General features: G+C 51.0%; 22 protein-coding genes. All 22 read left to right on the top strand.

The genetic code is table 11. The features are described 5' to 3' along the window. A partial coding sequence (locus ACKX14_RS13880) for an EF-Tu C-terminal domain-related protein (RefSeq protein ID WP_422447782.1) occupies positions 1-77 on the top strand: 77 nt, incomplete at its 5' end. 49 nt (positions 78-126) lie between these two features. Next, entirely contained in the window at positions 127-435 is a 309-nt protein-coding gene (gene rpsJ, locus ACKX14_RS13875) for a 30S ribosomal protein S10 (protein ID WP_422448652.1), read from the top strand. A 27-nt stretch (positions 436-462) separates the two neighbouring features. Beyond that, on the top strand, positions 463-1,095 hold the full coding sequence (gene rplC, locus ACKX14_RS13870) for a 50S ribosomal protein L3 (protein WP_422448656.1): 633 nt from the start codon (positions 463-465) through the stop codon (positions 1,093-1,095). 21 nt (positions 1,096-1,116) lie between these two features. After that, positions 1,117-1,743: a 50S ribosomal protein L4 gene (rplD, locus tag ACKX14_RS13865; protein ID WP_422448650.1), complete on the top strand. Its 627-nt coding sequence runs from the start codon at positions 1,117-1,119 to the stop codon at positions 1,741-1,743. Next, positions 1,740-2,030, top strand: coding sequence for a 50S ribosomal protein L23 (gene rplW / locus ACKX14_RS13860; protein ID WP_422448648.1), 291 nt, complete (start codon positions 1,740-1,742; stop codon positions 2,028-2,030). The genes rplD and rplW overlap by 4 nt, the downstream gene beginning before the upstream one ends. Before the next feature lie 52 nt (positions 2,031-2,082). Next, the gene (gene rplB, locus ACKX14_RS13855; protein ID WP_422448646.1) at positions 2,083-2,910 is read left to right on the top strand and encodes a 50S ribosomal protein L2; all 828 of its coding nucleotides are present in this window, start codon (positions 2,083-2,085) and stop codon (positions 2,908-2,910) included. Positions 2,911-2,928: 18 nt separating this feature from the next. After that, a complete protein-coding gene (gene rpsS / locus ACKX14_RS13850; protein WP_422448644.1) occupies positions 2,929-3,213 on the top strand; it encodes a 30S ribosomal protein S19 in 285 nt (94 codons plus the stop codon). 29 nt (positions 3,214-3,242) lie between these two features. Further along, on the top strand, positions 3,243-3,581 hold the full coding sequence (gene rplV / locus ACKX14_RS13845) for a 50S ribosomal protein L22 (RefSeq protein ID WP_422448642.1): 339 nt from the start codon (positions 3,243-3,245) through the stop codon (positions 3,579-3,581). A gap of 3 nt (positions 3,582-3,584) precedes the next feature. Next, a complete protein-coding gene (gene rpsC / locus ACKX14_RS13840; protein WP_422448640.1) occupies positions 3,585-4,280 on the top strand; it encodes a 30S ribosomal protein S3 in 696 nt (231 codons plus the stop codon). Beyond that, complete coding sequence (gene rplP / locus ACKX14_RS13835; RefSeq protein WP_422448638.1) at positions 4,252-4,686, top strand: 50S ribosomal protein L16; 435 nt, start codon at positions 4,252-4,254, stop codon at positions 4,684-4,686. The genes rpsC and rplP overlap by 29 nt, the downstream gene beginning before the upstream one ends. After that, entirely contained in the window at positions 4,676-4,891 is a 216-nt protein-coding gene (gene rpmC / locus ACKX14_RS13830) for a 50S ribosomal protein L29 (RefSeq protein WP_422448636.1), read from the top strand. The genes rplP and rpmC overlap by 11 nt, the downstream gene beginning before the upstream one ends. A 19-nt stretch (positions 4,892-4,910) precedes the next feature. Next, positions 4,911-5,168 (top strand): 30S ribosomal protein S17, encoded by a 258-nt coding sequence (gene rpsQ / locus ACKX14_RS13825; RefSeq protein WP_422448634.1) that lies wholly within the window; start codon positions 4,911-4,913, stop codon positions 5,166-5,168. Between the two features lie 18 nt (positions 5,169-5,186). Continuing rightward, positions 5,187-5,555 (top strand): 50S ribosomal protein L14, encoded by a 369-nt coding sequence (gene rplN / locus ACKX14_RS13820; protein ID WP_422448632.1) that lies wholly within the window; start codon positions 5,187-5,189, stop codon positions 5,553-5,555. 15 nt (positions 5,556-5,570) lie between these two features. Next, a complete protein-coding gene (gene rplX, locus ACKX14_RS13815) occupies positions 5,571-5,894 on the top strand; it encodes a 50S ribosomal protein L24 (RefSeq protein WP_422448630.1) in 324 nt (107 codons plus the stop codon). A gap of 20 nt (positions 5,895-5,914) precedes the next feature. Then, a complete protein-coding gene (rplE, locus tag ACKX14_RS13810) occupies positions 5,915-6,454 on the top strand; it encodes a 50S ribosomal protein L5 (RefSeq protein WP_422448628.1) in 540 nt (179 codons plus the stop codon). Between the two features lie 18 nt (positions 6,455-6,472). Then, the gene (locus ACKX14_RS13805) at positions 6,473-6,658 is read left to right on the top strand and encodes a type Z 30S ribosomal protein S14 (protein ID WP_422448626.1); all 186 of its coding nucleotides are present in this window, start codon (positions 6,473-6,475) and stop codon (positions 6,656-6,658) included. Positions 6,659-6,688: 30 nt separating this feature from the next. Continuing rightward, positions 6,689-7,087: a 30S ribosomal protein S8 gene (gene rpsH / locus ACKX14_RS13800; RefSeq protein ID WP_422448624.1), complete on the top strand. Its 399-nt coding sequence runs from the start codon at positions 6,689-6,691 to the stop codon at positions 7,085-7,087. A 24-nt stretch (positions 7,088-7,111) separates the two neighbouring features. Then, complete coding sequence (gene rplF / locus ACKX14_RS13795) at positions 7,112-7,651, top strand: 50S ribosomal protein L6 (protein ID WP_422448622.1); 540 nt, start codon at positions 7,112-7,114, stop codon at positions 7,649-7,651. A gap of 19 nt (positions 7,652-7,670) precedes the next feature. After that, positions 7,671-8,036: a 50S ribosomal protein L18 gene (gene rplR / locus ACKX14_RS13790; RefSeq protein ID WP_422448620.1), complete on the top strand. Its 366-nt coding sequence runs from the start codon at positions 7,671-7,673 to the stop codon at positions 8,034-8,036. Between the two features lie 16 nt (positions 8,037-8,052). After that, a complete protein-coding gene (rpsE, locus tag ACKX14_RS13785; RefSeq protein ID WP_422448618.1) occupies positions 8,053-8,553 on the top strand; it encodes a 30S ribosomal protein S5 in 501 nt (166 codons plus the stop codon). A gap of 25 nt (positions 8,554-8,578) precedes the next feature. Then, the gene (gene rplO, locus ACKX14_RS13780; RefSeq protein ID WP_422448616.1) at positions 8,579-9,019 is read left to right on the top strand and encodes a 50S ribosomal protein L15; all 441 of its coding nucleotides are present in this window, start codon (positions 8,579-8,581) and stop codon (positions 9,017-9,019) included. Then, a complete protein-coding gene (gene secY / locus ACKX14_RS13775) occupies positions 9,020-10,276 on the top strand; it encodes a preprotein translocase subunit SecY (protein WP_422448614.1) in 1,257 nt (418 codons plus the stop codon). It begins immediately after the preceding gene. Positions 10,277-10,283: the final 7 nt, after the last annotated feature.

Raw genomic sequence — 10,283 nt, 5'->3', positions numbered from 1 at the left:
AAGAAGGGCTGAGGTTCGCCATAAGGGAAGGCGGCAGGACCGTGGGAGCCGGCGTAGTTACGGAGATTATAGAATAGGTTAAGCAAGGAGGCACACTTTCCATCTAAAATGCAAGGAGGGAAATAAATGGCCCGTCAGAAGATCAGGATACGCCTCAAGGCTTTTGATCACGGGGTTCTGGACCAGTCGGCCCAGAAAATCGTGGAAACGGCGAAAAGGACCGGAGCCAAAGTGTCGGGGCCCATACCTTTGCCTACGGACAGAAGCCTCATAACCATACTTCGGGCTCCTCATAAATACAAGGACTCCAGGGAACAGTTCGAGACAAGGACCCACAAGAGATTAATAGATATAAAAGAACCCAATCAGAAGACCATAGACGCCCTGATGAGACTCGACTTGCCTGCGGGAGTGGACATTGAAATAAAGCTGTAGTCATTTGAACGGGAGGTGATTTTAATGATCGCAAAGGCCATTCTGGGCAAAAAGATAGGTATGACCCAGATTTTCGGCGAAAACGGAGAAGCCGTACCGGTTACGGTGGTGGAGGCCGGACCGTGCCTGGTGGTTCAGAAAAAGACCGTTGAGAAAGACGGCTATAGCGCCTTGAAAGTTGGCTTTGAAGATATAAAAGAAAAAAGGCTGAATAAGCCCACCCTGGGCCAGTTTAAAAAACACCAGTTAAAGCCTAAAAAATATTTGAGAGAACTCAAGATACAGGATGCGGAAAAATACAATGTGGGCGACGAAATTAAAGTGGATATCTTCAAGCCCGGCGACAGGGTCGATGTAACGGGGATTTCCAAAGGCAAAGGTTTTGCCGGCGGCGTCAAGCGCTGGAACTTCAACCGGGGCCCCATGTCCCACGGTTCCATGTACCACAGGAGACCCGGCGCCGGCGGCGCCACTGACCCCGAAAGGGTGTTTAAGGGGAAGAAAATGCCCGGCCACCTGGGTGCGGAACGGGTTACCGTTCAGAATCTGGAAGTGGTGAAGGTAGACCCGGATAAAAACCTTCTCTTAATCAAGGGTTCGGTGCCGGGGGCCAGGAAATCTTTGCTGTTTATCAAAAACACGGTAAAAAGCGGAAAATAGCGGTAAGAAAGGAGGAGCTCAATGCCGAAAGTAACATTGTATAATACACAGGGGCAGCAGGTGGGGGAAGTGGAACTTTCCGACAGCGTCTTTGGCGTGGAAATCCGGCCCGATGTAATGCACAGGGTGGTGGTAAATTATCTGGCCAATCAGAGGCTCGGAACGGCTTCCACCCTGACCAGGGGTGAAGTGTCCGGCGGCGGCAGAAAACCCTGGAGGCAGAAGGGTACCGGGAGGGCCCGCCACGGCAGCATCCGTTCACCGCTCTGGAGAAAGGGCGGCATAGTGTTCGGACCGAAGCCCCGTTCGTTCAAGTTCACGCTTCCTAAAAAACTCAAAAGGTTTGCTTTGAAATCGGCCTTAAGCGCAAAGGTACACGACAACGAACTTATTCTGCTGGACAGCCTGACCATGGAAGCACCTAAGACGAAAGAGATGGTTAAAATCCTCAACAACCTGAAAGCCGGAAAGAAATCGCTGATTGTCCTGGCGTCAAAGGATGAAAATGTGGAAAAATCGGCCCGCAACCTGCCGGGTGTCAAAACCACGCTGGTGAACACCCTGAACGTTTACGACATTTTAAACCACGACAACCTGATCATGACAAAGGCGGCGGCAGACCGGATCCAGGAGGTGTATGCAGGATGAAGGACCCGCATGACATAATAATCCGGCCTTGGATTACGGAAAAAACCATGGCCATGAAAGACCGAAAAAAGTACACCTTCGTTGTGGATAAAAATTCAAATAAGACGGAAATAAAAAACGCTGTGGAAAAAATCTTCGGGGTCAAGGTGGATAAGGTCAATACCATCAATATGAAAGGCAAGAAAAAGAGAGTGGGAGTCCATGAAGGCAGGCGGCCCGACTGGAAAAAGGCCATAGTAACGCTCAAGCAGGACAGCAAGCCTATAGAGTTCTTTGAAGCCCTATAGCGGCATGCGATAAGCTTTCATCGGCGGTTTTTATGCAGAAGGAGGGAATAACGTGGCGATAAAGAAATTCAAACCCACTTCGCCGGGCAGAAGATTTATGAGTGTATCCACATTTGAGGAAATCACCAAAAAAGAGCCCGAGCGATCTCTGGTGGAAATTCTGACAAACAAAGCCGGCCGCAACATGCAGGGCAGGCTTACGTCAAGGCACCGCGGCGGTGGCCATAAACGCAAATACAGGATAATAGACTTTAAAAGGGACAAAGACGGTGTCCCGGCCAGGGTCACGGCCATCGAATACGACCCCAACCGTTCGGCCAACATCGCGCTCCTGACATACAGGGATGGCGAAAAGAGGTATATACTGGCTCCACTGGGTCTTGCGGTGGGCGATGAGGTGGAGTCGGGCGAAAACGCGGACATTAAGCCCGGCAACGCTCTGCCGCTTTCCCGCATACCCGTAGGTACCCTTGTGCACAATATAGAGCTTGTCCCGGGCAGGGGCGGGCAGCTGGTGAGGGCGGCCGGAACGGCGGCGCAGCTCATGGCCAAGGAAAACGGTTTTGCCACACTGAGGCTTCCTTCCGGAGAGATGAGGATGGTACACGAAGAATGCCGCGCCACCATCGGCCAGGTGGGCAACCTCGACCACGAAAACGTGTCCATAGGAAAGGCGGGGCGGTCCCGCTGGATGAACAGGCGGCCTCATGTCAGGGGTGTTGTCATGAACCCCATAGACCATCCCCACGGCGGCGGCGAAGGCAAGTCGCCCATCGGCCGCAAGAGCCCCGTTACGCCCTGGGGTAAACCTACACTGGGTTATAAGACCAGGAAAAAGAATAAAGCTTCTGATAAGTACATCGTCAAACGCCGCAAATAAAAGAAGGGAGGTAAGCTGATGAGCAGATCGAAAAAAAAAGGCCCCTTCGTAGACCCGAAGCTTTTTAAGAAGATTGTGGAAATGAATCAGAAACGGGAGAAAAAAGTCATCAAGACATGGTCGAGAGACTCGACAATTTTCCCCGAAATGGTAGGCCACACCATAGCGGTCCATGACGGCCGGAAACACGTGCCAATATATATAACCGAGGACATGGTGGGTCACAAACTGGGCGAATTTGCCCCCACCAGGACATTCAAGGGGCACGGTGCGCATACGGAAAAGTCCACTGCACTGAAATAAATAATTTCCTGGAAAAGGAGGTATAGAAGTTGGAAGCGAGGGCACAGGCAAGATACGTGCGTATTGCACCCAGAAAGGTCAGGGTGGTGATGGACCTCATTCGCGGAAAAAAACTTTCCGAAGCTTTGACAATTTTGAGATTTACGCCCAAAGCGGCGTCCAGGATAATAGAAAAAGTATTGCTCTCGGCGGCGGCCAATGCGGAAAACAACCACGACATGAACCGTGACGCATTGTATGTCGCAAGGTGCTACGTGGACCAGGGGCCGACTTTGAAGCGCTTACGGCCTATGCCTATGGGACGCGCCGGCCTGATACGCAGGAAAACCAGCCACATTACGGTAGTACTCAGGGAAAAGGAGGGATAAATTTTGGGTCAAAAGGTTCACCCTCACGGGTTGAGAGTAGGAATCATTAAAGACTGGGACTCCAGGTGGTATTCGGAGAAAGAATATACCGAATTTCTGCTGGAAGACTACAGGATAAGGCAATACATCAAAAAGAAACTTTACAATTCGGGCATTTCCAGGATAGAGATCGAGCGGGCAGCCAACAGGGTAAGGATTACCATTCATACGGCAAAACCCGGGATGGTCATCGGCAAGGGCGGGACCGGCGTGGAAGAGCTTAAAAACGAACTGGAGAAAATGACGGGCAAACAGGTCTCCGTAAACGTCATGGAGATAAAGAACCCCGATATCGACGCGCAATTGATAGCCGAAAATATCGCGTCACAGCTCGAGAGGCGTATTTCATTCCGCAGAGCCATGAAGCAGGCCATCGCCAGAGCGATGAAAGCCGGTGCGAAAGGAATAAAAACCATGGTCAGCGGTCGCCTGGGCGGAGCCGAAATCGCCAGGTCCGAGAGATACCATGAAGGGACCATTCCCCTGCAAACCCTGAGAGCCGACATAGATTACGGATTCGCCGAAGCTTACACCACATACGGCCGCATAGGCGTAAAGGTGTGGGTTTACAAAGGAGAAGTCCTTCCTGTAAAGAAGACCGAAAATCCCATGGAAGGGGGAGAATCTGGCAATGTTAATGCCGAAGCGGGTGAAGTATAGAAAGCAGCAGCGGGGAGTTATAAAGGGCAAAGCCCACAAGGGGACCGAAGTGACCTACGGCGATTACGGGCTTCAGGCTCTGGAACCCGCATGGCTCACCAGCCAGCAGATAGAGGCCGCCAGGGTGGCCATGACAAGATTTATCAAAAGAGGCGGCAAGGTATGGATCAAGATTTTTCCCGACAAGCCGGTGACGAAGAAACCCGCCGAAACTCGTATGGGCAGCGGAAAAGGTTCGCCGGAATTATGGGTCGCCGTTGTAAAACCGGGAAGGGTTTTGTTTGAGCTGGGCGGAGTTTCCGAAGAGGTGGCAAAGGAGGCTATGACCCTCGCTTCCCACAAGTTGCCCATCAAGACAAAGATAGTAAAACGCGTAGAATTAGGCGGTGATGAGAATGAAGGTTAAACAGATAAGGGAACTGTCCGATGACGAACTCATGCAGAAAATAAAAGACCTCAAGGGAGAACTCTTCAACCTCCGGTTTCAGGCAGCCACCGGCCAGCTGGATAATCCCATGAGGATCCGAGAAGTTCGCAAAACCATCGCCCGCATTAAGACGGTCCTTACCGAAAGACAGCTTGAAAGGCGAAAAATAAGCGGCGGCAAGTAGAGGCAAAGGAGGGATATTAGTGGAAAGACCGAATAGGAGGAAGGTCCGCGTAGGGGTTGTGGTCAGCGACAAGATGGATAAGACCATCGTTGTCGCCGTTGAAAAGCTGGTAAGGCACCCTCTATACGGCAAAACCGTAAAGCGCACCAAAAAATTCAAAGCCCATGACGAAAACAACGAATGCAGAGTAGGCGATGTGGTCAAAATCATGGAGACAAGGCCCTTAAGCCGCGAAAAGCGGTGGAGACTGGTGGAGATCGTAAAGAGAGCCCAGTAAGGAAGGGAGGTAATTCACGTGATTCAGGTTCAAACAAGACTCAATGTGGCGGATAATACCGGAGCAAAAGAACTGATGTGCATAAGAATCATGGGCGGCTCCAAGCGCAAATTCGCCAACATTGGCGATGTAATAGTGGCTTCAGTTAAGAGCGCAACACCCGACGGCGTTGTTAAAAAGGGAGACGTGGTGAAGGCGGTTGTCGTCAGGACGAAAAAGGGGGTGCGCCGTCCGGACGGTTCATATATAAAGTTCGACGAGAATGCGGCGGTCATAATAAACGAAGATAAAAACCCGAAGGGAACGCGTATCTTCGGCCCTGTAGCCCGTGAATTGAGAGAAAAGGATTTTATGAGGATCATATCCCTGGCACCTGAAGTTTTATAAAAGGAGGTGGGTTCCTTGACAAAGGTCCACATAAAAAAGGGCGACACAGTTGTAGTTATTTCGGGAAAAGACAAGGGCAAAAAAGGTAAGGTCATAAAAGTCATGCCGAAAGACGGCAAAGCCATCGTGGAAGGCATAAATATGGCCACAAAGCACAAAAAGCCGTCGGCCAAAATGCCCCAGGGAGGAATTATTCACCAGGAACTTCCCATTTACACATCCAAGTTGATGCTGGTTTGCGGCAAGTGCCAGAGCGCCACGCGGGTAAGCCGCTCCATACTGTCGGACGGCACAAAGGTCCGGGTTTGTAAAAAATGCGGAGAGGTTCTGGATAAATAAGCGGGAAGGGAGGTAGTGATGTGTCCAGATTAAAAGACAAATATTTACAGGAAGTAATACCTGCTTTAAAGCAGAAATTCAATTATAAAAACATCATGGAAGTGCCCAAACTGGAGAAAGTGGTCATCAACATGGGCTTGAGCGACGCCCGGGAAAATCCCAAAGCCATTGAGTCGGCCAGCAGGGACATTTCAACCATAACCGGTCAGAAGCCCATCATAACCAAAGCCAAAAAGTCCATTGCAGCATTTAAACTGCGCAAGGGCATGCCCATAGGAGCAAAGGTCACCCTCAGAGGGGAAAAAATGTACGATTTTCTGGATAAGCTTTTCAATGTGGCCCTCCCGAGGGTGCGCGACTTTAAGGGGGTTTCCCCGGATTCCTTTGACGGCAGGGGTAACTACACTCTGGGAGTAAGGGAGCAGCTGATTTTTCCAGAAATAGAGTACGATAAAATTGACCGAATAAGGGGCATGGATATCACGATAGTTACCACCGCGAAGACCGACGAAGAGGCCCGGGAATTGTTGAAAAACCTGGGAATGCCGTTTGCTTCTTAAGAGGAAGGAGGGAAGATGGTGGCAAAAAAATCGCTGATAGCCAAGCAGAAAAGGACCCCGAAGTTTTCCACCCGGAAGTACAACCGGTGCCAGATATGCGGCAGACCCCATGCCTATTTGAGAAAATTCGGCGTGTGCCGTATATGTTTCAGACAGCTGGCACACCGCGGTCAAATACCGGGTGTTAAAAAGGCCAGCTGGTAAATGGATGCAGAACGAAGGGAGGTAGTTACATTGGCTATGACGGACGTAATTGCTGATATGCTAACTCGCATACGGAACGCCAACGATGCGGGTCATCCCACTGTTGAAGTCCCGTGCTCCAATATGAAGAAGGCCATTGCCCAGACTTTAAAGGACGAGGGCTACATCGAAGATTTTGAGGTCATCGACGACGGCAAGCAGGGAATATTGAAGATACGCCTGAAATATGGACCCAATAAGAAAAGAGTCCTGACCGGCCTCAAGCGGATATCAAAGCCGGGGCTCAGGATATACGCTCGAAAGGACGAGATCCCCAAGGTTATGGGCGGTCTTGGCACAGTGATTCTTTCCACATCCAAAGGAATCATGACCGACAAACAGGCCAGGCGAGAAGGAGTCGGCGGGGAAGTCATCTGCTACGTATGGTAACTTATAGCTAGGAGGTGCGACGGAATGTCCAGAATTGGCAAAAAGCCCGTAAAAATTCCCCAGGGAGTCGAAGTAAAAATCGAAGGAAATACGGTGACGGTCAAAGGCCCCAAAGGCAGCATCAGCCGCCAGTTTCATAGAGAAATGAAAATAAAAGAGGAAGATGACAAAATCATAGTGGAACGGCCGTCGGATGACAACATGCACAGGGCGCTGCACGGGCTTACCCGCACATTGATTTCCAATATGGTCAAAGGTGTGGTGGAAGGTTTTGAAAAAAGGCTTTCAATGGAAGGAGTCGGCTACAGGGCGGCAAAACAGGGCAGCAAACTGGTGCTTACAGTTGGATACTCTCACCCTGTGGAAATCGAGCCGCCAAAAGGCATAGAGTTTGAGGTCCCGGCACCCAACAAGATCGTCGTGAAGGGCATCGACAAAGAGCTGGTGGGCCAGGTGGCGGCGAACATAAGGAAAGTGAGGGAACCTGAACCGTATAAAGGCAAGGGCATAAGATACGAAGACGAGGTCATAAGGCGCAAGGTAGGCAAGGCCGGAGCAAAATAAGGTACAGGGAGGGACATACATGCTAAAAAAGGAATCTCGCAAGATTGCCCGAAAAAGAAGGCATCTCAGGGTCCGCAAAAAAATCTTCGGCACCCAGGAAAGGCCCAGACTCAACGTATATAAAAGCCTGAAACACATATACGCACAGATAATCAACGACGAAGAAGGCACCACCCTGGTGGCCGCGTCGACGCTGGACCCAGCTATAAAAGACAGCGTGACCGGGTGCAATGTGGAATCGGCAAGAAAAGTGGGAGAACTGATCGCCAGAAGAGCGCTTGAAAAGGGCATTAAAAAAGTGGCTTTCGACAGAGGCGGATACCTGTATCACGGCCGTGTGAAAGCCCTGGCGGAGGCGGCCAGAGAAGCGGGACTGGAATTTTAGAAGGGAGGCGAAGTGATTGCAGCGCAAGAATTTTGAAGAACAGGAATTTGTGGAAAAAGTGGTTTCCATCAACCGCGTGGCCAAGGTTGTCAAGGGCGGCAAGAACTTCAGGTTCGCGGTGCTGGTGGTGGTCGGAAATAAAAACGGCAAGGTGGGGATAGGCACCGGTAAAGCCCAGGAGATCCCCGATGCGATCCGCAAAGGTATAGAGGATGCCAAGAAGAATATGATAGAAATTCCGCTGGTGGAAGGTACCATCCCCCATGAGGCCCTGGGCGAGTTCGGCGCAGGCAAGGTTCTAATAAAACCCGCCCCGGAAGGGTCTGGAGTCATAGCTGGAGGTCCGGTAAGGGCCGTCCTCGAGCTGGCCGGTGTCAAAAACGTCGTGAGCAAATCCCTGGGGTCCAACAATGCAAGAAATATGGTCAATGCAACGATGGAGGCGCTGAAGCAACTGAAGAGAGCCGAAGAAGTGGCAAAGCTCAGGGGTAAAACGGTAGAAGAGCTTTTAGGATAATTTCTGGTAGGAGGAGGTGTAAACCATGAGATTGCATGATCTATCTCCCGCCGAGGGTTCCACCAAAAAGCCCAAAAGGGTGGGCCGGGGCATAGGTTCCGGGCACGGCAAGACTTCCACCCGCGGGCATAAAGGTCAAAACGCTCGAAGCGGCGGGGGGGTGCGACCGGGTTTTGAAGGCGGCCAGATGCCCCTTTACAGGAGGCTGCCGAAGAGAGGGTTCACAAACATATTCAAGAAGGAATATGCGGTAATAAATGTCAAAGACCTAAACCGCTTTGAAGAAAACACCAGAGTAACTCCTGAACTATTGATCGAAAAAGGGCTCATAAAGAACGTCAAAGACGGGATAAAGGTTCTTGGAGACGGCGAGCTCAAGGTCAAGGTCGATGTGGCGGCCCACGCGTTTTCCAAATCGGCAAAAGAAAAGATTGAATCTGCCGGTGGAAAGGCAGAGGTGATTTAAATGCTCGAGGCTCTGAAGAATGCCTGGAGAATACCCGACTTGAGGAAAAGAATCCAGTTCACGGTGCTCATGCTGGTGGTTTTCAGGGTGGGCGCCTTCGTGCCGGTGCCGGGCATGGACCCAGCAGCCGTCAAGGCAATGATTGAAAAGGGTGCGCTTCTGGGGTTTTTTGACATCATCTCGGGCGGCGCTTTTAAACAATTTTCGGTTTTCGCCATGAGCATCACCCCGTATATTAACGCATCCATTATTGTGCAGCTTCTGACCATAGTCATCCCCCGATGGGAGGAACTGGCCAAAGAAGGGGAGGCAGGCCGCAAGGTGCTCGCCCAGTATACCCGTTATGGAACGGTTATCCTGGCTCTCATTCAAGCCATAGGCCTTTCCATAGGTTTTTCCGGCGCCATGAAACATCACAGCATACTGGACAGCATCATCGTGGTGATAAGCCTCACGGCCGGAACGGCGTTCCTCATGTGGCTGGGTGAGCAGATAACCGACAAGGGGATTGGCAACGGCATTTCTCTCCTGATATTTGCGGGTATAGTCTCGAGACTGCCCAGCGGTGCGTACCAGCTTTATCAACTGATAAGAGTGGGGACAACCAACATTTTCATGGTTATTGTTTTTGCGGTGTTTGCCCTGGCTGTAATTGTCGGGGTCATAGCGGTGCAGCAGGCGGAGCGGCGCGTCCCCGTTCAGTACGCCAAGAGGGTTGTAGGCAGAAGGGTATACGGGGGACAGTCCACCCATATACCCATAAAAGTGAACGCGGCGGGTGTTATCCCGGTTATTTTCGCGCTGTCCATTCTGCTTTTCCCCAGCACGGTGGCCGGATTTTTCCCCAACAGCAAGATAGCCGTCGGTATAGCAAATTTCATTAAACCCGGTGGTTGGCTTTACGCCAGCCTGTACGCGATTTTGATAATTTTCTTCACGTATTTCTACACCGCGGTCACCTTCAATCCGGTGGAAGTGGCGGAGAATATGAAAAAATACGGGGGCTTCATACCGGGCTTGAGGCCGGGCAGGCCTACGGCCGAGTACCTTGATAGAATTATGACCAGGATAACCCTTGTAGGGGCCATATTTCTTGCCGCAATAGCCATACTTCCATACCTCACCACGAGTGTCACTTCTCTAAACATCTACTTTGGAGGTACGGCGCTTTTGATCGTGGTGGGAGTCGCTCTGGAAACCATGAAGCTCATCGAGGCACAGATGCTCATGAGGCACTACCAGGGCTTTCTAAAATAGGAGTGAT

The organism is Thermorhabdus hydrogeniformans (assembly GCF_049310025.1).
Classification (GTDB): domain Bacteria; phylum Bacillota; class Thermosediminibacteria; order Thermosediminibacterales; family Tepidanaerobacteraceae; genus JBJYKD01.
Note: the sequence above shows the minus strand (reverse complement) of the source record. Positions and strands in the feature narration are given on the sequence as shown.

Bases quoted from the DNA above. Each gene is read 5' to 3' on its own strand.
- rpsJ (WP_422448652.1), top strand. From the start codon at position 127: ATGGCCCGTCAGAAGATCAGGATACGCCTCAAGGCTTTTGATCACGGG.
- rplD (WP_422448650.1), top strand. From the start codon at position 1,117: ATGCCGAAAGTAACATTGTATAATACACAGGGGCAGCAGGTGGGGGAA.
- rplW (WP_422448648.1), top strand. From the start codon at position 1,740: ATGAAGGACCCGCATGACATAATAATCCGGCCTTGGATTACGGAAAAA.
- rpsS (WP_422448644.1), top strand. From the start codon at position 2,929: ATGAGCAGATCGAAAAAAAAAGGCCCCTTCGTAGACCCGAAGCTTTTT.
- rplP (WP_422448638.1), top strand. From the start codon at position 4,252: ATGTTAATGCCGAAGCGGGTGAAGTATAGAAAGCAGCAGCGGGGAGTT.
- rpmC (WP_422448636.1), top strand. From the start codon at position 4,676: ATGAAGGTTAAACAGATAAGGGAACTGTCCGATGACGAACTCATGCAG.
- rplF (WP_422448622.1), top strand. From the start codon at position 7,112: ATGTCCAGAATTGGCAAAAAGCCCGTAAAAATTCCCCAGGGAGTCGAA.
- rplR (WP_422448620.1), top strand. From the start codon at position 7,671: ATGCTAAAAAAGGAATCTCGCAAGATTGCCCGAAAAAGAAGGCATCTC.
- rplO (WP_422448616.1), top strand. From the start codon at position 8,579: ATGAGATTGCATGATCTATCTCCCGCCGAGGGTTCCACCAAAAAGCCC.
- secY (WP_422448614.1), top strand. From the start codon at position 9,020: ATGCTCGAGGCTCTGAAGAATGCCTGGAGAATACCCGACTTGAGGAAA.